This is a genomic window from Natronomonas sp., assembly GCF_046710025.1.
Lineage (GTDB): Archaea > Halobacteriota > Halobacteria > Halobacteriales > Haloarculaceae > Natronomonas.
In genome coordinates, this window is sequence record NZ_JBKEGK010000022.1 from 1 (window position 1) to 19,981 (window position 19,981).

Sequence of the window (19,981 nt, forward strand, 5' to 3'; positions counted from 1 at the left end):
CCCCATAGACGAACTCGGCGCCTACCTCGGCGAGGCGCTCGCCGATGAGCGTGACCTTCGACATAACTATACTTTCGCTGGCGGCGTGTTAAGGCCGTCGCCCGACGGCGCATGACGGGGCCCGATCAATCCGGAATCGAAGTGGTTCGGTCGGATCGGGGCGGTCGTCAACCGTCCAGTGGATCGAAGATATGCACCGGCCACTCGAGCTCGTGTCCGAGCGCGAGCGAGCGCTCCCCGGGCGTCGGCTCTCGAACGCGCATCTCGACGCGATCTCCGATGCTGATATCGTCGAATTGCGCGTCGACGCGACCCGTGAGCCGACCGCCGGAGTCGAGTTCGACCACGGCGATGGTGTACGGGGCGTCGCTCTGGAGTGCGGGCGGAGGCGTGTGAACCGCCGTACAGGCGTATACTTCGCCGGTTCGGGGCTGCGCCTCGACCTCGATCGAGCGGCTTCCACAGGCGTAACACGCTGGCCGGGGCGGGAGCAACACCTGCCCGCAGTCGGCACAGACGCCCCCGAGGAACTCACCATCGGCCAGCGCGTCGAAAAAGCCCGGTAGCGTCAGCGGGCTGTCAGCGGTGAGACGGTCGTCGCTCATCGCGTCACCTCCTTCGTTCCCGTTGCGACACCCGAATCGGGTTCAGCACCCGCCGAGAGGATGTGCACGACGGTGACAGCGTCCGCGACGCCGCCCTCGTTGAGCAACAGCGCGTGCTCCGCCCCGTCGAGTGCCCGACCGCCGGCCGCCCCGGTCAACTGCTCATAGGCCTCGATCGCCTGAAGGAGTCCAGTCGCGCCGATCGGATGCCCCCGCGCCTTGAGGCCGCCGCTCGTGGAGAGTTCAACGTCAGTCCAGCCGTCGTCGCGCGCCTCGGGTGACAGGTGGCTCTGGTAACCCAGACCCTCGGGGGCGAACCCGACGGCTTCCGACAGCAGCGCCTCGCAGACGGTGAAGGCGTCGTGGACCTCCGCGATATCGATATCTTCGGGGGCGAGGCCGGCCTCTGCGTAGGCGGTTTCAGCGGCCGCGGCTGCCCCCTCGATATGGGTCATGTCCCGCTCGGCGACGGCGACGTTGTTCGCGGCCGCGCCGACCCCGTCGACCGAGACCGCCGGTACGCCGAGGTCGGCGGCGATCTCGGCGGTCGTCACGAGGACCGCCGCGGCGCCGTCGCCGACGGGCGCGCAATCATAGAGTTTCAGCGGCGGGGCGACGGTCGGCGAGTCGAGGACTGTCTCGGCGTCGATCGCCTCGGAGAACTGCGCCCGCGGGTTCGCGGCGGCGTTCGTGTGGTTTTTAACGGCGATCTCCGCGAGATCGGCCTCCGTCGCCTCGGTCTCGTGAAGATATCGGCTCGCCAACAGCGCGTACTGGCTCGGGGCCGTCACCCCCGAGCGCTGCTCGATCGCCCGGTCGAAGGCCGCCGAGAGCGCGTCGGTCGCCCCACCGGTACCGCCCGCCGTCATCTTTTCGACGCCGCAGGCGAGGACGCCGTCGTGCTCGCCGTTCCGGACGTCCTTGACCGCGTGCCGAAGCGCAAGCGCCCCCGCGGCCGCACACCCCTCGACGCGTTCGGCGGGGACCATCCCGACACCCGCCCACTCAGCCATGAGCGTGCCCTGCATGATCTGGTGCTCGTAGGTCTCGGATTGGTTTCCAACGTAGACGGCTCCGACGAGGTCAACGGGATCGGGCAATCCTTCGAAGGCCTCCGCGAGCGCGACAGAAAAGAGATCCCGCCCGGGGAGGTCGGTCCGGCCGATGGGAGAGGCCCCGACGGTCGCGATCACTGGCTGTGGCATAGTATAACGCGATACCGATCGGGTCGAAATAGTTCTTTTTATTGCTGGGGCGTCGCCATCTCCCGTCCACCGGGACGTACCTACATAAATTATTAATAGGGACCTCAACGAGACGCTTGTATGCACAAACCGCTACTGACGACGCAGTTCCTCGATCGGGCCAGACGCGATTACGGGTCCCACGAGGCCGTCGTTGCGACGACGGGGGAACGGTTCACATACGAGGAGTTGGGCGACCGGGCCGACCGACTCTCGGCAGCGCTTCAGGCACGGGGCATCGAGAAGGGCGACTCCGTCGCCGTCCTCGACCCGAACACTCACTACCAACTCGAGGCGGCCTACGGGATCATGCAGTTAGGTGCGATCCATACGCCGCTGAACTATCGGCTGTTGCCAGAGGACCTCGAGTATATCCTGAACGACGCCGATGTGCGGGCCGTGATCGCCGACCACGAGTTGGCCGAGAAGGTCGAAGCAGTCCGTGACGACGTACCGACCGAGGTGTTCGTCTCGAATGACGCTGACGTGACCGACGGCGAGTGGGAGGACTTCGACACGATCATCGAGGGGGTTGAGCCCACCTACGACGCACCCGAGATGGACGAAGACGACGTCATCACGATCAACTACACATCAGGGACGACCGGCGACCCGAAGGGCGTCATGCGAACCCACCGGACGGAGGCGCTTCACGCGTATCTCATTGCGCTCCATCAAGAGATCACCGACGACGATACCTACCTGTGGACGTTGCCGATGTTCCACGTCAACGGGTGGGGACATATTTACGCGGTTACCGGGATGGGTGCGAAGCAGGTCTGTAGCCGCGGAATCGACGCCGAGTGGATCTTCGAGACGATCAACGAAGAGGACATTTCGTACCTCTGTGCCGCCCCGACGGTCCTCAACATGCTGCTCGATTACTACGAGGACCACGACATCCCGACGAGCGGGGACGCCGATGTCCGCGTCGCGACGGCGGGCAGCGCGCCGCCGGAGGCGACCATCCGGACCGTCGAGGACGAGTTCGGCTGGTACCTCAAACACGTCTACGGGGCGACCGAGACCGGCCCGCTCATCACTTCCTCGGACGCGCGACGGTACTTCGACGACGACTCCTCGGATCGCTTCGCGGTCAAGAAGACCCAGGGGCTCGGCTACCTCGGCACCGAGGTCCGCGTCGTCGATGAAGACGGTAACGACGTCCCCGAGGACAGCCAGTCGATCGGCGAGATCGTCGTCCGCGGCAACCAAGTGATGGACCGGTACCTCGGCAAGCCCGACGCGACGGAAGAGGCGTTCAACGACCGCCTCGAGGGCTACTACCACATGGGCGATCTCGCGACCGTCGACGAGAACGGGATGATTCAGATCCAAGACCGCAAGAAAGATATCATCATCTCCGGCGGTGAGAACATCTCCTCGATCGAACTTGAGGATACGCTGTTCGAACACCCTGATGTCTCCGACGTGGCGATCATTCCCGCTCCCAGCGACGAGTGGGGCGAGACGCCGAAGGCGTTCGTCGTCCCGGCCAGCGGCGACCCCGACGACCCCGGCGTGAGCGAGGACGAATTGACCGAGTTCACCCGCGAGAACCTGGCGAGCTACAAGATGGTCCGACGCGTGGAGTTCGTCGAAGACCTACCGACGACGGCGACCGGAAAGGTGCAAAAGTACGAACTCCGCGAGCGCGAGTGGGAGGACGAGGACTCGATGGTCGGGCAAGGATAACGGCGAACGCAGGCGTTCGATAGCACCGGGCAGACCCACGAGAGATATATCAATAATACGGCAAATCCAGCAGGCTGTTCGACTCGCCCTACCGCGGGGATAAACGAATGCGTACGTAGTGACACGGCCCAGTTATAGATATATCTGGAAAGTGGGGCAAAACGTCTGAGAAGGGCCGCTCGCGACGGATCCGACCGCCCTCGATATTAGTACGGTATTCGACGTAGACCGCTTAGAGGTATGAACGGGCTGCCGTGGCCGTACCGACTACTCGAAGTCCGGTTTGCGGTCCTCGACGAACGCCGCCATCCCTTCGCGTTGGTCGGGCGTCCCGAACAGCGAGCCGAAGGTCCGCTTCTCGTAGTCGAGGCCGCTGATATCGCTGTATCCCTGCGCGATGGCATCCTTGGCCGCTTGGAGCGCGAAGGCGGGCTTGGACTCCAGTTCGGCCGCGAGTTCGGCGGCCCGGTCGTCAATCTCGTCGTCGGGGACAACCTCGCCGAACAGGCCCTCTTCCTCGGCAGTCTCGGCATCGAGGCGCTGGCCGAGGTAGATCATCCGCTTTGCGGTCTCCTCGCCGACCAACCGCGGCAGGCGCTGGGTACCGCCCCAACCGGGGATGATGCCGAGATCGATCTCGGTGTTGCCGATGAGCGCCGACTCGCTGGCGACCCGAAGATCACACGCCATCGCCATCTCGCAGCCGCCGCCGAAGGCGTAGCCGTCGACGATGGCGACCGTGGGTGCGGGAAACCGCTCGATGGCGTCGGCGACATCGTGGCCCAGTTCGCCCCACGCTTGGGCCTCGGCGGTCGAGAGGTCCTTCATGTACGCGATGTCCGCTCCGGCGATGAACGCGTCGTCGCCGGCACCGCGGACGACGAGCACGCGTGCGTTTTCGGCTCTGGCCTCTTCAACGGCCTCGCCGAGCGCTTCGAGCGTTTCGACGTTCAACGCGTTGAGGGCGTCGGGTCGATCGACGGTCACCGTGGCGACGTCACCGCTCCACTCTAACTCGACAGTGTCCCATGTCATGAACCTGGGTTTCTCCGGAGACCGAATAAAGCTACTGACGTCGCCTCGTGCTTCCGTCGTCACCCGGTTAATTCGTCGAGTCTATTTAAGTACGGGTCCCGAGGCACCTGATACATCGACCGGTAGTCGATTTCGCCTGTCGAAAACCGGTCCGTCAGCTGTTCGGTCGCCTTGACCGCCGCCGCTTTCGACTCGTACGTCTCGGGGTCGCGTTCAACGTCCGGTTCCAGACGGAGCGTGACCACCCAAGGCGCGTCAGGTGGAAGATGGCGGTTCCCTTCGGGGCGTCGGTTCCGGCGGCCGCGGGTGAGATACACCGTCGGCAGACACGGAGCGGGGAACGCCGAGCCATCGAAGATATCGGGACGGTACGCCGCCACGGCCCGGCCCGCCTCGGCGTTCCAGATCGTCCATCCTGCACCGAGCGCAGCCGCATCGAGCATACGTTGTGTTGGGTCCAGACGCGTATTACAGTCCCGATGCGCACCAAGCACGGCGGCTCCCTGAGAGCTGGATCACCCCTCCGAACGCGCCGCCGGGCGGTGGAGACTGTACCAAACAATACTGTGACACACCGGTCAAAACCAACAAAAGCAACAGTCTTTATACTGTTAAGGATAGCATCGTCGGTATGGGTGCAGACAATCAGGAACCGATGGTCCGGCCGGCAGACCCGCCGGGCGACCCGTCGGCGCTCGAACGCGAGCCGCGTGATACCGTCTCCGAGTACGTCGACCTGGCGTCCGATCTTGAGGCGGCTGTCTCGGGCGCCGTTCGTTTCGACGAGTACGCACAGGTACTGTACGCGACTGACGGGAGTGTCTACCAAGCTCGGCCGGCTGGCGTCGTCTACCCGAAAGATGTCGCCGACGTCCGCGAAGCCGTCCGGATCGCGGTCGAGCACGAGACGCCGGTCCTCCCGCGCGGGGCCGGTTCGTCGCTCGCCGGCCAGACTGTCGGTCCGGGCTGTGTCGTCCTCGACATGTCCCGGCACATGGACGGCCTACTCCAGGTCGACACCGACTCCAAGCGTGCCCGCATCCAGCCGGGGATTGTCCAAGACGACCTCGACGACCAACTCGCCGAGGACGGCCTAAAGTTCGCGCCCGATCCAGCCTCGTCGAACCGATCGACGGTCGGTGGCGGCATCGGGAACAACTCGACCGGCGCGCACTCGGTTCGGTACGGGATCACCGACGCCTACACCGAGGAAATAAAGGCCGTTCTTTCCGACGGCTCGCTGCTGCACGCCCGCGAGGTCGTCCTCGACAGCGAGGAGTACGACGAAATCGTCTCGAAGGACGACCGCGAGGCCGAGATCTACGAGACCGTCCGCGCGCTCGTCGAGGACAACGAGGCGGTGATCGAGGAGAAGTACCCCGATCTCAAGCGCCGCGTCAGCGGCTACAACCTCGACCGCGTCATCTACGAGAACGACGACGGGGAGACGGTGATCAACCTCTCGAAACTCTACGTCGGCAGCGAGGGGACCCTCGGCGTCATCGTCGAAGCCACGATCGGCCTCGTGACGATGCCCGAGGAGACCGCGTTGGTGCTTTATTGCTTCGACTCGCTCGTCGACGCGATGGAGGCCGTCCCGGAGGCCTTGGAGTTCGACGTCAGCGCCGTCGAGTTGATGGACGACGAGGTGTTCCGGCTGGCCGCCGAGTCGGACGGCTACAGCGAGTACGTCGAGCCGATCCCCGAGGGGACGGCCGCGGCGCTCATGCTCGAGTACGACTCGGAGGTCGTCAGCGACTTCGAGGCCGCCATCGGCGATACCAACGCGTACTTTGTCGACGAGGGCGACGCCTTTGACGCCATCGAGGCCTACACTGAGAAGGCTCAAAAGGACATCTGGTCGCTCCGAAAGGCGGCGATCCCGCTTTTGATGAGTCTTGAGGGCGATCCCAAGCCGTATCCGTTCATCGAGGACGCGACGGTGCCGCCGGAGGAACTCGCCGAGTACGTCGTGGAGTTCGAGGAGGTCCTGGAGGATCACGACACCTCCGCCGCGTACTTTGCTCACGCCGGCAGCGGAACGTTGCACATCCGGCCGATCCTGAACCTCAAGGACGAGGTCGGCATCGAGAAGATGCACTCGATCACCGACGACGTGACCGATCTGGTGTTGAAACACCACGGTTCCTTCTCGGGCGAACACGGTGACGGGATGGCCCGAACCGAGTTCAACCCGAAGATGTACGGCGATGACCTCTGGAGCGCGTTCAAAGAGATCAAGACCGCCTTCGACCCCGAGTGGTTCATGCACCCCGGCAACGTCGTCTACCGCGAAGACTCCGAGGACGTCGGCCCGGCAGGCAACCGCGGTGTCGGTGCTGACATGCGGGAGAACCTCCGGTACGGCTCGAGCTACCAGTCGCTCGAGCCGCAGACGAAACTAGACTTCTCAGACGAGGGCGGCTTCTCGCACCTCGTCGAACTGTGTAACGGCTGTGGGACCTGCCGACAGACCGACGAGAACACGATGTGTCCGACATTCCGCGCCTCCCGCGAGGAGGTCCAAGCCACTCGCGGGCGTGCGAACTCCCTTCGGGCGGCCATCAGTGGCGAACTCCCCGAGGACGAGATCTACTCCGATCGCTTCCAGGAGGAGGTACTCGACCTCTGTGTCGGTTGCAAGGGTTGCAAGTCCGACTGTCCGACCGGCGTCGACTTCGCGAAGCTGAAAGCCGAGGTTAAACACGACTACCACCAAGAGAAGGGAACGAGCCTCCGCTCGAAGCTCTTCGGCAACGTCGACACCGTCAACGCTCTCGGAAGCGCGTTCGCGCCGGTCTCGAACTGGGCACAGAAGCTCCCCGGCTCGGACGTGATCGCTGAGAAGGTGCTCGGGATCGCCCCCGAACGCGATCTCCCGAAGTTCTCGAATGAGACACTCGTCGGGTGGTTCGACGAGCGCGGCTCCCAGGTTCCGCTAGCGGAGGCCGACGACACCGTCGTCCTGTTCCCGGACACCTACACGAACTACAACTACCCCGAACCCGGCAAGGCGGCTGTCGAACTGCTCGAGGCGGCCAACATCCACGTCCGAGTCGCGGACAAGGACGAAGTCGCCGCCAGCGGCCGGGCGGCTTTCTCGATGGGGCTGCTTGACGAGGCCGAAGCGCGTGCACAGGCGAACCTCGACGCGCTGATGCCGTACGTCGAGGACGGCTGGTCTGTGCTGTTCGTCGAGCCCTCCGACGCCGTGATGTTCCAAGACGAGTACGTCGACCTCCTCTCAGACGACCGCGTGGAGGAACTCGCCGTTGCCGCGTACGGCATTTGTGAGTACCTCAACACCTACCAGATCACCGGCGAGATGGACTTTGACGCGCCTGCGGAGTACGTGACCTACCACGGTCACTGCAACCAGAAGGCGCTCAACCGCGACCACCACGCCGCCGCCGCGCTGTCGTCGGCCGGCTACGACGTTGACGCGCTCGACTCGTCGTGCTGTGGGATGGCTGGCTCGTTCGGCTACGAGGAGGAGCACTACGAACTCTCGAAGGCGATCGGCGATATCCTCCACGAAAAGGTGGAGGAGAGCCCCGGCGGCGAGGTCGTCGCCCCCGGCGCCTCCTGTCGTTCCCAGCTCGCAGACGACGACTTCGAGGGCGAACGCCCCGCTCACCCCGTCGAGAAGCTCCACGAAGCGCTGGCCTGAGGACGCAGACGGCCCCCCGTCTCTGTATCAGATGGAGCGTCGGTTCAATCCTGTCTCGACCGCGGCGAGGCATCACGCTTTTAAATCGGTCGACGCCTACCGACAGCCATGCCGAGACCACGCGACGACTTTGACGACCTCCGCGAGTTCGAGTTCCGGGAACCCGAAGAGGTTCTCGAGGAAGATGCCCTTTACACCGTCTACGAGGTCGCCCGCCTGCTGCAGGGTGTCGATCCTGGAGCCGAACTCGATGTCGAGACCGAGGACGTCCTCCTCGATTGGGCCATCCCGTGGATGCTCGACCACAGCGAGGCGTTTGTCTTCGCCGAACCGGACACCGACGACGAACCGGGGTACTACGGCCTCCGATGAAACTGCTGGTCGCCGGGAGCGCCGAAGTCGACGCCGGGAAGACGACGTTCACGACCGGTCTGATCGAGCGAACCGGAACCCGCGGCTACAAGCCCCGCGCCGGGAACGGTTACTGGTACGATCAAGACGACTACCGGCGGGCGGTCGAGGAGGGACGGCTCTATGGGAAGGACGCAAAAAAGATCGCCGCCGCAAACGAGGGGTCAACGCGGCCTGAGGACATCAACCCCATCCACCGGCTATGGCTGCCGACGCCGGGGCGAGGCAAGGGTATCCTGGGCCGCGACGGGCGGCGCTTTCTGTTCGACCGCGTTACGCTCGACGCTGACGCCTATGTCGTCAACGGCGAAGTCGACATCCCGCCGGCAGCGAAGCGGGCGTTTCCGCTCGACCGCGCCCATCACGCCGAGTCGCTGGAGGCGCTCAACGAGTTGATGGCCCGATCCCACGCGCCGGCACTAGAGTCACTTGCGGACGATATTGCGCGCCGCAAGGGGGCGATCGTGGAATCCTACGCCGACATCGCCCGCCCGCTCTCGTCGTTCGTCCCCGACGCGGTCGCCGTCGTCGAACCCCGGCGCTGTCGCGTCTACGAGGGCGGTCGGTACGCGAAGGCCTGTGAGGTCGCCAGCGGCAGTGCCCACGAGGGCCGCCTCGAAGAGCGCGTCGAAAGCGTCATCGACCTTCTCGATCCGGCCGATTCGGTCACGCTGCCGGCGCTATCGAGTGCCGAGCGCGAGGATCTCGCGGTCGTCGCCGACGCTTACGCCGATGCCTACGACGCACTTTTTGAGGCGGTGTGAGATCGATCCGGTGGGCGGTCCGTCTCCTCGGCATTAGCTTTTATACTAGATGTCGAATACCCAGACGACCCAACGCCTGGTTTTATATACTCCCTGAATAGTCAAGCGGTATTACTATTCTACAATCTCACAGTTAAGTAAGTGGGTTCCAACGTCTGCGACATACGGACGGGAACCTATGGACGGTACAACGACCGACCCGATAGATAGCTGGCAACAACGGTGTCATATCGTTGGCATTGTCCAGTCACTCACTCTCGTCAGTAGATCAATCGAGAAACCCGTTAACCATGCCGGTATCGGGTTCCTGGATGGTTCTGTATGACGCCCTTTTCGTTCCTTGCGGCCGCCCTCGTTCGTCGTTTGACGCCATACTTGTCCGCCGTGCGACGCCTCCGGATGCATCGTTCGGCGACAGATACTCGACGGCACACCCCTTAGGTACTGTCGTGAACGTTGAGACCGAGGCCGATCCGGTCGTTCTCTTCGACGGCGTCTGCAATTTGTGTGTCGGGTCGCTCCCGTGGCTGCTCCGGATGGACCACCGCGATCGGCTCCGTTTCGGGACGCTCCAGTCCGACTCCGGGACGGACCTGCTGGAGCACTGTGGGCTTCCCCAGGACTACGATCAGAGCATGGTCGTCGTTGAGGGCGAGACGGCCTACACGAAGTCGGACGCCGTCGTCCGGTTGGCGTGGCTGTTGGGGTTCCCCTGGGCGCTCGGTTCGATCGCCGCCCTTGTCCCGGAACGGGTCCGGGATCGCGCTTACCGGTGGCTCGCGCGAAACCGCTACGACTGGTTCGGAACGCGGGATGCGTGTCTCGTCCCCGATAGCGACCTCGTTGACGGCAACCTCCGTGATCGGTTTCTCGGCTGAGCCGTTCCGGCCCGCACCACCCACAGACCACCCGAACCCCCGGCTCAAGCGGGATGTGACAACCAGACACACCTAGATCCGGTTCGACGCGCTTAAGTGGCTCATCCGCCTCGCTCAACGTGAGACAGGCGTAGCCTGTTTCACGCCGTAGTAGCCCACGAGGCTGCGACTACGGAGGTGAACGATGGCAGATTCGATACAGGACGCAGTATCCCGCGCACTCAGCGACTCACCCGACCGGAATTTCCGGGAGACGGTGGACATCGCTGTCAACCTGCGCGATTTAGACCTAGCCGACCCCAATAACCGGGTGGACGAGAGCATCGTCCTACCATCGGGTACGGGCCAGGACACGCGTATTGTCGTCTTCGCGGAGGGTGAGACCGCCCTTCGTGCTGAGGACGTTGCGGACGAGGTGCTCGACAACGACGATCTCGAGGACCTCGGAGACGACGACAACGCGGCGAAAGACCTTGCCGACGAGACGGACTTCTTCATCGCGGAAGCCAGCCTGATGCAGGACATCGGCCGGTATCTCGGGACCGTTCTCGGTCCTCGGGGAAAGATGCCGACGCCCCTGCAACCCGATGACGACGTCGTCGAGACCATCAGCCGAATGAAAAACACCGTTCAGGTCCGCTCCGGCGAACGACGTACGTTCCACACGCGCGTCGGCGCCGAGGACATGGACGCCGACGCGATCGCCGACAACATCGACGTCATTCTGCGCCGACTGTTCACGGACCTCGAGAAGGGTCCCCAGAACATCGATACGGTGTACGTGAAGACGACAATGGGACCGGCGGTGGAGGTGCCCGCATGAGCGCCGAGGCCGAACGCAAGACTGAGACGATCCCGAAGTGGAAACGCGAGGAGACCGACGCGATCGTCGAGTTCCTCAAGAGCTACAGTTCGATCGGCGTCGTCGACATTACCGGCATTCCAAGCAAGCAGCTCCAAGACATGCGCCGTGAACTCCACGGCACCGCGGCGCTGCGCGTCTCGCGGAATACCCTGATCGAGCGCGCGCTCGACGATGTCGGCGACGGCATCGAGGACCTCGCGGAACACGTCGAGGGACAGGTAGGCCTGATCGGCACGAACGACAACCCCTTCGGGCTCTACCAGCAGCTTGAGGCCTCGAAGACGCCCGCGCCCATCAACGCCGGGGAGGTCGCCCCCAACGACATCGTCATTCCGGAGGGCGACACCGGTGTCGACCCCGGACCGTTCGTCGGCGAACTCCAGACAGTCGGAGCCAACGCCCGGATCGACGGCGGGTCGATCAAGGTTGTCGAAGACTCGACTGTACTCTCGGCCGACGAGGAAGTGTCGGCCGACCTCGCGAACGTGCTCACCGAGCTCGGAATCGAACCAAAGGAGGTCGGCCTCGACCTCCGTGGCGTGTTCTCCGAGGGCGTGCTGTTCTCGCCCGAGGAACTCGATATTGACATCGAAGAGTACGTCACGGACCTCAAAGCTGCCTCCAGCGCCGCGCGGAACCTCTCGCTCAACGCCGAGTACCCGACGGCCCAGACGGCGCCGTCGATGCTCGCGAAGGCGGCCGGCGAGGCGAAGTCCGTCGGGCTGTCGGCGGCCGTCGAGAGCCCCGACCTTGCTGACGATCTCGTCTCGAAAGCCGACGCCCAGGTTCGGGCGCTCGCCGGCGCTATCGACGACGACGAGGCGCTTCCCAAGGAACTCCGCGGTGTCGAGACTGCCCCCGCTACGCCGGCAGCTGACGCCGAGACAGCGGATGAAGACGAAGCTGAAGACGAGGCCGACGAGGCCGCAACCGACGAATCGAGCGACGAAGACGAAGACGGTGCCGAGGACGACGCCGACGACGGCGGCGACGCGCTCGGCGACATGTTCGGGTGACTACCAATGGAATACGTTTACGCAGCACTCATTCTGCACGAAACCGACGAAGAGATCAACGAAGACAACCTGACCGGCGTGCTCGAAGCCGCCGGTGTCGACGTCGAGGAGTCCCGCGTCAAGGCGCTCGTCGCCGCGCTGGAGGACGTCGACGTCGACGAGGCCATCGAGACGGCCGCTGCGGTGCCCGCGGCCGGCGGCAGCGCGGCTGGCGGGTCGACCGAAGAGGCCGACGAGGCCGAGGAAGCCGACGCCGAAGAAGCTGAGCCCGACGAGGCCGAGGAAGCCGACACCGAGGAGGAAGGCGACGACGAAGACGACGACGGCGGCGAAGGTCTCGGCGAGCTGTTCGGTTAATCGGCTCTCCGACCCCCTCGAGCGGTTCGAACCTTCTCATTTATAACCTGGCTCAGCGGTGCGACAAGCGACGGAGCGGCGGTGGAGTGCCGGCGCAACCGGGTATTTATGTACGATGACGGGGGCAACGTTGCTCGATGGAGGTGATACTCGCGCCGCGGGCGACGGTCCTCGCATTCTGTTTCGTCAGCGGCGGTGTCGGCCTCGGCGCGGTGAGCGGCCTCGTGCCGGGGTTACACGCTAACAACATGGCACTGCTGCTCGCCGGAGTCGCCCCTTCGGTTCCGGGGCCGCCGCTGTACGTCGGGATGGCGATGGTCGCGGCGGGCGTCGTCCACACCTTTCTCGAGATTGTTCCGACGCTCGCCCTTGGCGTTCCCGATCCGGCGACGGCGGTCGCGGCCCTGCCCGGGCATCGGCTCGTGCTGGCGGGGCGCGGAGAAGAGGCATTGCGGCTCTCGGCGCTCGGTAGCGCCACGGCTGTCGTTCTCGCCGCCCCGCTCGCGATCCCGATCACCCGGGCGATGGTCCGGTTGTGGCCCATTCTCCGGGCGAACCTCGCGCTCGTCCTCGGCGGGGTCGCGGCGACGCTAATCTTGACCGAACGGGGGCTGGGATCGAAACTTGTCGCCGCCGTTTCTTTCGGGCTGAGCGCACTGTTAGGGCTCGGTACGTTGGATCTCTCCCCGGAAGCGCCGCTGGCCGCCGGCGGGATGCTCGCGCCACTGTTCGCCGGGCTGTTCGGAGCGCCCGTGTTGATCGACGCCATCGACGGCGACGGCGTCCCGCCACAGGACGGCCCCGAAATCGCGGCGTCAAAACGGAGTGTCTTTGGACTGTCGGGGATCGGCACGCTTGCCGGTGCGGTCGTCGGCTACGTGCCGGCGGTATCGAGCGCTGTCGCGGCGACGCTGGCGCTTTTGGCCGTCCCAGGGCGCTATGGCGCGCGGGGGTTCGTCGTCGCCACCTCTGGTGTGAACACGGCGAATAGCATCTTTGCCCTGTTCGCGCTCGTTGCCCTCGGGTCGCCGCGCACTGGCGTCCTCGTCGCTCTGGAGTCGGCATCGGTGCCGCTCTCGATGCCGCACCTGCTCGTCGCCGTCGCGGTGGGCGCGAGCGCCGGGGTGCTCTGTGTCCTCCTGATCGGCGACCGGTATCTCGCTGTCGTCGGCCGCATGAATCCGGCGCGGCTCTCGGTCGGAGTGCTCTGTGGGCTCGGCGCGCTTTCGTTCCTGTTCGCCGGCGTCCTCGGCGTCGGCGCGTACGTAGCAGCGACCGTCGTCGGTCTCGTTCCGGCTCGGTTCCGCGCCCGCCGCGCGAACCTGATGGGGGTGCTCATCGGCCCGATTATCCTCGGGTGAGAGCGAACGACGCCGAAACGCGCCTACAGCCGGTACTCGGGGCCGTTGTCGGTGTCTTGCACCTCGACGCCGAGAGCCTCGAGATCGTTGCGGAGTTCGTCGGCCCGCCCGTAGTTGCCGGCCTCGCGCTCGCTCTCGCGGAGTTTGAGAACCAACTCGACCAGCTCGCCGGCGAGCGTTGCTTCGCCGTCAGTGTCGCCGCCGAAATCGAACCCGAGAACGCCCTCGCCGAACGCCTCGAACGTCTCGGCCGTCCGTCTGAGCCCTCGGTAGTCATACCTGTCAGCGCCGTCGAGGTGGCGGTTCGCCGCCCCGGCGAGTTCGAGGAGCGCGGCCAGCGCCTCCCGGGTGTTGAAATCGTCGTTCATCGCGTCAGTGAACGACGACCGCGCGTCCTCAACCGACTCACGGAGCGGCGATTCGACCTTTGTCCGGGCATCGGGGCTGTCGGCGGCCGAAACGACCCGGTCGTAGGCCGCTTCAAGACGCTCCCAGCGCTCGATCGCCTCGTCGATCGCCGCCTCGCTGTAGGTCTGCGTCGAATTGTACGACGCTGACGCGAAGAACATCCTGAGGGGGTTGACGCCGAATCGCTCGACGGCTTCCGAGACGGGGATAAAATTGCCGAGGCTGGAGGACATCTTCTCGTCGCCCATCTCGAAGAGGTCGGCGTGGAGCCAGTAGCGGGCGAACTGCTTGCCGGTCGCCGCCTCGCTCTGTGCGATCTCGTTCTCGTGGTGTGGGAAGACGAGATCGCGCCCGCCGATGTGGATGTCGATGGAGTCGTCGAGATGGGTCATCGACATCGCCGAGCACTCGATGTGCCAGCCCGGACGACCCTCTCCCCACGGCGAGTCCCATGTCTCACCCGTCGGGTTGTCGGCGTCGTACTCACGGTCCTCGTTTCGGTGCTCCTTGACCGCGGCCTCGGAGACACCGCCGGCTTTCCACAGCGCAAAGTCCGCCGGATTGCGCTTTTCGGAGCGTTCGTCCTCGGCGCCCTGGGCTTCGACGTCGTCGATCGACTGATTCGAGAGTTTCCCGTAGTCTGGAAACTCGGCCACGTCGAAGTACACGGAGCCGTTCGACTCGTACGCATACCCCTTCTCGATCAGCGTCCGGACGAGGTCGACGATCTCCGAGATATGCTCGGAGACCCGGGGGTACACCTCTGCGCGTTGGAGATTGAGCGACCGCATGTCGGCGAGCAGTTGCCGGATAAACTCACGGGCAACACCGGATTCGTCCTTGCCGAGGGGCCCGTCGCCGGCGCGCTCGCCGACGCGGGCGACGATCTTCTCGTTCACGTCGGTGATGTTCTCGACGTGGCGGACGCCGTATCCGAGGTGTTCGAGCCACCGGTGGATCACGTCAACGTGGACCCAACTTCGGGCGTGACCGAGGTGGGCCTCATCTGACACCGTCAACCCGCAGTAGTACAACAGGACGTCGTCGGGATCGGCTGGTTCGAACGTCTCTCGCTCGCCCGAGAGCGTGTTCGACAGACGGAGCGTCATTGGCGGAGCCTCGCTCGGCGGCGGTTTTAATGCGTCGCTTGCCCGGCCTCAAGCGCATCTTCGACGGCCCTGACGGCGTCTGGACCGGCCCGACGGCCGACGACGACAGTGATATGACCCTCCGTTCCGGCGGCTGCAACCACCTCGATTTCGGCCGTTCGAAGCCGTTCGAGTACTGCCCCGAGCGACCGGGTATCAACCTCGCCCGTCGCCACGACGGCTGTCAAGTCGCCGTCGCCGACCGCGAAAGCGTTGTCGCCGACCCGTAAGATCCCATTCCCGCCGTCGGTGGGGCCCACGTTCGAGCGCATCGAGACGCTGGCGCGACACCTGGGAGGGTCGTACGCTCCCAGGTCCTCGGAATACCGGCGGAGCGCGGCTGCGACCGCGTCGGTGTCGCCAACGTCGAGGAACTCGGCGGCGGCGGTGTAGTTGAGGACGCCCGCTCGGAGCGCGGTGTGAATGAATGGGTGCGCCCGAACGGCGGCACGCGCGTCTGCGGCGACGGTCATGGGAGGTGTCTCGCCCGGCTCGAATAAGGCCGTGTCGGTCAGTACCGATGGGCCGTCGTGGCCGCGTCTTGCGGTCCGACGTTGCACTCGGTGGGACATCCCGAAGCCCCTAAGGCCGCCGTCGCCCAACGTATTCTCATGCAAGCGCTCGTCATCGTCGCCCACGGGTCACACCTCAATCCCGACGCGAGCACCCCGACGTACGACCACGCAGACACGATACGCGAGGCCGGCGTCTTCGATGAGATAAAGACCGGCTTCTGGAAGGAAGAACCCTCCTTCCGCGAGGTGCTTCGGACAGTCGAAAGCGATGAGGTATATGTCGTGCCGCTCTTCATCTCTGAGGGATACTTTACCGAGGAGGTCATCCCGCGGGAACTCCGGCTTGACGGGTGGGATCTTGAGGCGTGGGACTCCGACGGAACGAGCGCGACACACGCCACTCTCGAGGCGACCGATGTCAGGAAGACGGTCCACTACTGTGGCCCCGTCGGGACCCACGACGCGATGAGCGACGTCATCGTCCGGCGGGCAGAGAGCGTCACCGGCGACCCCGAGGTCGGCGAGGAGTTCGCGCTGGCGGTCGTCGGCCACGGGACCGAACGCAACGAGAATTCGGCGAAGGCGGTCCGACTCCACGCCGACCGGATCGACGCGATGGATCGCTTCGAGGAGGTTAAAGCGCTGTTCATGGACGAGGACCCCGAGGTCGACGATGTCACCGACTTTTTTGAGACGAGTGATATCATCGTCGTCCCGCTATTCGTCGCCGACGGCTACCACACGCAGGAGGATATTCCGGAAGACATGGGGCTGACGGATGACTACCGGACCGGCTGGGAGACGCCCGCGGCGGTCGACGGCCACCGGGTCTGGTACGCCGGGGCGGTCGGTACCGAGGCGCTCACCGCAGATGTACTCATCGAGCGAGCCGCCGACGCCGGGGCCGACGTCGGCGACGCGATCGAGGAGGTCAGACGGAAGACCCGGAACGCCGGGACGGACGCCGACGCCGAGGCTGGCGCGGAGGCGGGTGACTGACGTGAACGACGCGCAACTCGACGCGTTGGTTTCGGCGGCCGTGGATGGAATCGAGTGCGACGGCCTCTCTGTCGGCCGGACACAGGACGGATTCCGGTTCGAAACACCGGGAAACGCTCACGTTGGGCTCTCTGAGCCGGAACTTCGGTCGGTCGCCGCCGATGCCCCGTGGTTCGTCTCGAACTGGTATCACTGGGACTGCATCGACCGCGCGGACACCGAGCGGGCGTTCCTCCGATGGCTTGAGGGTGCCGAGGAACGATCGGTCACGGAGCGCTACGAGGCGCTCACCGGGGACGGGATCGACGCCTCGTGGGGGCAACTCCGGATCGACATCGCCCGTGGGGACGATCGGAGTCGGCGCTACACGGTCAGACACGAGGCCGACGGCGACATCGCCCCGAAGGAACTCGATGTCCTGACAGATCCCTTCGACGCACGGGAACTAGTCAAACACGACGACCGGGGGCAATACCGACCGTTGAAGACCGCGCCGACCCTGCCGACCGGGTGGGCGTTCGTCGACCTCGACGGCCCCGCGCTCGCCGAAGCCGTCGAGTACGTCTACCCGGCGACGATCGCGAATTGGTATCTCGAACGGCAGGGTGACCTCGACGTAAACCACTGGCGCGAGACAATGGAGCGGCAAAGCGGTATCTACGGCGTCATACAGACGTGGGACCGTGGCGAGGGCCACGAGCACGTCGACTGGGTGGCCGAGACCTGCTGTGACGACAGCCAGTGTCTGAAGCGTCGCGAGTGGGAGTACGACGACGAGACCGACTTGGCGGTCGACGGTGGCGACGGGGCCTTTCCCTGCCGGGAGCCCTGCTCGCTCGTTGTGACTGCGGCGCGCAAGTGGACGAAACTCGAGGGCGAGCGAACCCAGACCTACGAGTTCGAGTTGACGCCCAGCGAGAAAGAACAGATCGAATCGATCATCGACGCCGTCGCGGACGGCGAGACCGAGGACATCCGGGAAGCGGACATATATGAGGGCGCGAACCGCTACCGGGCGCGATTCCTACGGGCAAAGCGTTTCGACGACGAGGGGCGGCTGTGTGGCGTGCCGACGGACGAAAACGCCGAGTGAGTCGCGTCGTTGCGACGGTGACCCGCATTAGCGCAATAAAAAGTACGCAGCCACGGCGCACAGTCCAGCAGCGACGGTCGCGAGGCCGCCGACCGTGGCGTTGACGCCCTCGCCGGTGAACACCGCGGCGACGGCAAGCAACACGGCTACACTCCCGAGCACCACCACCGGGAGCACCCTGAGTACCGGTGGCGGCCCCTGGTCCGGTTCGTTTGCTGGCGTCGAGAGGTCGGGGGCGACTTGGACCTCGTTGCGACCGTGCTCGGCGTCGAACGTGACGTCCGCGTACTGGGTCTCTTGGCCATGGCCGACAACAACTTTGAGCTTGCCGCGGACAGGGTCGTTGGGCCACGCCGACGGATCGCGGGTCTCAACCTGAATTCGCCGGCTCTCGCCCGTTTCGACGTAGTGGTTCGTGGCGCCGATCCGGGCAACTGTCGAGAGTCGGTCGTCCAGATTGAGATAGACGTGGGCGGCTTCGCCGTGGTTGTGGAGTTCGACGGCGAAGGGGCCGCCAGCCTCGAACTCCGTCGGAACAGCGAGCGTGTGCAGCCCGTCACGGTTGACCGCGACGGCGAGCGAATCCGTCACGTCGTGACACACTCCCGGTACTGTTAAAAAATATACCGGTCGCGCTACGCCGCCGCCTCCTCGCGCATATCCGGCGGCAGGAGGTTCGGGATCCCGTCTTCGATCGGGTATTCCTCGCCGCACTCCGTACAGACGAGTCGCCCCTCAAGAATTTCGTCGTCGTTCTCGCGGATAACTTCGAGTTCGAGTTCAGCTTTGTCGAGCGGGCAACACAGGATATCCAAGAGCGTCTCCTTCATACCGCTGAGTCGGGCGGCTGAGGGCAAAAGTATGGCGGGTCCTCCCGCGGGGCGCTTGACGGGGGCGACGACACAGGCCCGGACATGCAAGCTAACTCCGTCGCCTGTCGTCCGAACCGACCCCATCACCCGTCGTCCGAACCGACTCCGTCAGCTACTACACCGCCGCCGAACAACGGTTCGGCGTGACCGACGGAACGTACACCCTTTTGATCGGGCTTGATAATCCCGCGAACATGGCCGTCGGTGCGCTCGGCGAACACCGGTTTCCCGCCGGGGCGTACGCCTACACCGGCAGCGCCTTCGGACCGGGCGGGTTCGGCCGGGTCGATCGCCACTACGAACTCGCGGCCGGGGACCGGACGACTCGCCACTGGCACATCGATTACCTGCTCGGCCACGACGACGCCTCGATCCGCGGAGATGTCCGGTCGCCGGGTGTCGACATCGAGTGTGCGGTCGCGGCCGACCTTCCCGACGCCCCGATTGCCGGGTTCGGCGCCTCCGACTGCAACTGTCGTTCGCACCTCGCTTACGACGAGGACGCCGATCGGCTCCGGGCGGCGGCGAGCCGCGCCCACCGCGACGCCGACGGGGCGTGACCGGCCGGGAGCAACCCAGTTCCGGAACCGGTTTGTCGGCCCAGGCGGTGCGGCGCATATGGACGACACGCGCCTCGGGGCAGCCCTCGTGTTGTGTTCCGCCGCCGGGTTCGGCACGCTGGGCGTGTTGGGAATAGTCGCCGGCGACGCCGGGCTTTCCATCCCGACGATCCTCTCGTGGCGGTTCGGCGTGGCGACGGTGCTCGTCTGGACGGTGTTCGGACTCCAGGGTGAGATCCAGCCGCTACGCGGACGAGCACTCGCCGTCGCGGTAGGGCTCGGTTCCGTCGGCTACGCCGCGGTGAGCGGCCTCTACTTCATCGGATTGGAGTTTATGACCGCCGGGATGGCCGGGATTGCCCTGTACACCTACCCGGCGTTCGTGCTCGTCCTCGCGGCGGCGTTTCTCGGCGAACCGATCGGGCGTCGACGGCTCGCCGCACTCGTGGTCACCCTCGGCGGAGTCGCGTTGATAACCGGCGCTG

General features: G+C 65.2%; 21 protein-coding genes. 13 read left to right on the top strand and 8 right to left on the bottom strand.

Annotated features, from left to right (window positions below):
• Nucleotides 1-167 precede the first annotated feature (167 nt).
• On the bottom strand, nucleotides 168-605 hold the full coding sequence (locus ACI944_RS02910) for a Zn-ribbon domain-containing OB-fold protein (protein WP_411717575.1): 438 nt from the start codon (nucleotides 603-605) through the stop codon (nucleotides 168-170).
• Entirely contained in the window at nucleotides 602-1,810 is a 1,209-nt protein-coding gene (locus ACI944_RS02915; RefSeq protein ID WP_411717576.1) for a thiolase C-terminal domain-containing protein, read from the bottom strand. Before ACI944_RS02915 ends, ACI944_RS02910 begins: the two co-directional genes overlap by 4 nt.
• A 120-nt stretch (nucleotides 1,811-1,930) precedes the next feature.
• On the opposite strand from ACI944_RS02915, the gene ACI944_RS02920 reads away from it, so the two are divergent.
• Nucleotides 1,931-3,544, top strand: coding sequence for a long-chain-fatty-acid--CoA ligase (locus ACI944_RS02920; RefSeq protein ID WP_411717577.1), 1,614 nt, complete (start codon nucleotides 1,931-1,933; stop codon nucleotides 3,542-3,544).
• 267 nt (nucleotides 3,545-3,811) lie between these two features.
• Here ACI944_RS02920 and ACI944_RS02925 read toward each other — a convergent pair whose 3' ends face one another.
• Together ACI944_RS02925 and ACI944_RS02930 are read right to left on the bottom strand one after the other, a co-directional pair.
• The gene (locus tag ACI944_RS02925; RefSeq protein ID WP_411717578.1) at nucleotides 3,812-4,579 is read right to left on the bottom strand and encodes an enoyl-CoA hydratase/isomerase family protein; all 768 of its coding nucleotides are present in this window, start codon (nucleotides 4,577-4,579) and stop codon (nucleotides 3,812-3,814) included.
• 59 nt (nucleotides 4,580-4,638) lie between these two features.
• Nucleotides 4,639-5,022, bottom strand: coding sequence for a DUF5820 family protein (locus tag ACI944_RS02930; protein ID WP_411717579.1), 384 nt, complete (start codon nucleotides 5,020-5,022; stop codon nucleotides 4,639-4,641).
• A gap of 212 nt (nucleotides 5,023-5,234) precedes the next feature.
• Between ACI944_RS02930 and ACI944_RS02935 the strand changes: the two genes are divergently transcribed.
• The 8 genes from ACI944_RS02935 to ACI944_RS02970 all read left to right on the top strand — a co-directional run bounded on the left by ACI944_RS02935 (nucleotide 5,235) and on the right by ACI944_RS02970 (nucleotide 13,901).
• A complete protein-coding gene (locus tag ACI944_RS02935) occupies nucleotides 5,235-8,249 on the top strand; it encodes an FAD-binding and (Fe-S)-binding domain-containing protein (protein ID WP_411717595.1) in 3,015 nt (1,004 codons plus the stop codon).
• Between the two features lie 108 nt (nucleotides 8,250-8,357).
• Entirely contained in the window at nucleotides 8,358-8,621 is a 264-nt protein-coding gene (locus tag ACI944_RS02940) for a DUF5827 family protein (RefSeq protein ID WP_411717580.1), read from the top strand.
• Nucleotides 8,618-9,424 carry an ATPase gene (locus ACI944_RS02945; protein WP_411717581.1) on the top strand — a complete coding sequence of 269 codons (807 nt, stop codon included), beginning with the start codon at nucleotides 8,618-8,620 and terminating at the stop codon, nucleotides 9,422-9,424. The genes ACI944_RS02940 and ACI944_RS02945 overlap by 4 nt, the downstream gene beginning before the upstream one ends.
• A gap of 449 nt (nucleotides 9,425-9,873) precedes the next feature.
• Nucleotides 9,874-10,302, top strand: a complete 429-nt coding sequence (locus ACI944_RS02950; RefSeq protein ID WP_411717582.1) for a thiol-disulfide oxidoreductase DCC family protein — start codon at nucleotides 9,874-9,876, stop codon at nucleotides 10,300-10,302.
• A gap of 184 nt (nucleotides 10,303-10,486) precedes the next feature.
• Nucleotides 10,487-11,125, top strand: a complete 639-nt coding sequence (locus tag ACI944_RS02955) for a 50S ribosomal protein L1 (protein ID WP_411717583.1) — start codon at nucleotides 10,487-10,489, stop codon at nucleotides 11,123-11,125.
• On the top strand, nucleotides 11,122-12,183 hold the full coding sequence (locus tag ACI944_RS02960; protein WP_411717584.1) for a 50S ribosomal protein L10: 1,062 nt from the start codon (nucleotides 11,122-11,124) through the stop codon (nucleotides 12,181-12,183). Before ACI944_RS02955 ends, ACI944_RS02960 begins: the two co-directional genes overlap by 4 nt.
• A 6-nt stretch (nucleotides 12,184-12,189) precedes the next feature.
• Entirely contained in the window at nucleotides 12,190-12,540 is a 351-nt protein-coding gene (rpl12p, locus tag ACI944_RS02965) for a 50S ribosomal protein P1 (RefSeq protein WP_411717585.1), read from the top strand.
• A gap of 137 nt (nucleotides 12,541-12,677) precedes the next feature.
• Nucleotides 12,678-13,901: a tripartite tricarboxylate transporter permease gene (locus ACI944_RS02970; protein WP_411717586.1), complete on the top strand. Its 1,224-nt coding sequence runs from the start codon at nucleotides 12,678-12,680 to the stop codon at nucleotides 13,899-13,901.
• A 23-nt stretch (nucleotides 13,902-13,924) separates the two neighbouring features.
• Here ACI944_RS02970 and cysS read toward each other — a convergent pair whose 3' ends face one another.
• On the bottom strand, nucleotides 13,925-15,418 hold the full coding sequence (gene cysS / locus ACI944_RS02975; protein WP_411717587.1) for a cysteine--tRNA ligase: 1,494 nt from the start codon (nucleotides 15,416-15,418) through the stop codon (nucleotides 13,925-13,927).
• 26 nt (nucleotides 15,419-15,444) lie between these two features.
• On the bottom strand, nucleotides 15,445-15,930 hold the full coding sequence (locus tag ACI944_RS02980) for a hypothetical protein (RefSeq protein ID WP_411717588.1): 486 nt from the start codon (nucleotides 15,928-15,930) through the stop codon (nucleotides 15,445-15,447).
• A 138-nt stretch (nucleotides 15,931-16,068) separates the two neighbouring features.
• On the opposite strand from ACI944_RS02980, the gene ACI944_RS02985 reads away from it, so the two are divergent.
• Both ACI944_RS02985 and ACI944_RS02990 read left to right on the top strand, forming a co-directional pair.
• Nucleotides 16,069-16,971 carry a CbiX/SirB N-terminal domain-containing protein gene (locus ACI944_RS02985; RefSeq protein ID WP_411717589.1) on the top strand — a complete coding sequence of 301 codons (903 nt, stop codon included), beginning with the start codon at nucleotides 16,069-16,071 and terminating at the stop codon, nucleotides 16,969-16,971.
• The gene (locus tag ACI944_RS02990; RefSeq protein WP_411717590.1) at nucleotides 16,964-18,064 is read left to right on the top strand and encodes a DR2241 family protein; all 1,101 of its coding nucleotides are present in this window, start codon (nucleotides 16,964-16,966) and stop codon (nucleotides 18,062-18,064) included. Before ACI944_RS02985 ends, ACI944_RS02990 begins: the two co-directional genes overlap by 8 nt.
• Before the next feature lie 27 nt (nucleotides 18,065-18,091).
• Here the strand turns inward: ACI944_RS02990 and ACI944_RS02995 are convergent, their stop codons facing one another.
• On the bottom strand, nucleotides 18,092-18,655 hold the full coding sequence (locus ACI944_RS02995) for a hypothetical protein (RefSeq protein WP_411717591.1): 564 nt from the start codon (nucleotides 18,653-18,655) through the stop codon (nucleotides 18,092-18,094).
• Between the two features lie 44 nt (nucleotides 18,656-18,699).
• Nucleotides 18,700-18,894, bottom strand: coding sequence for a methytransferase partner Trm112 (locus ACI944_RS03000; RefSeq protein ID WP_411717592.1), 195 nt, complete (start codon nucleotides 18,892-18,894; stop codon nucleotides 18,700-18,702).
• A gap of 185 nt (nucleotides 18,895-19,079) precedes the next feature.
• Between ACI944_RS03000 and ACI944_RS03005 the strand changes: the two genes are divergently transcribed.
• Nucleotides 19,080-19,496, top strand: coding sequence for a GIY-YIG nuclease family protein (locus ACI944_RS03005; protein ID WP_411717593.1), 417 nt, complete (start codon nucleotides 19,080-19,082; stop codon nucleotides 19,494-19,496).
• 58 nt (nucleotides 19,497-19,554) lie between these two features.
• A partial coding sequence (locus ACI944_RS03010) for an EamA family transporter (RefSeq protein WP_411717594.1) occupies nucleotides 19,555-19,981 on the top strand: 427 nt, incomplete at its 3' end.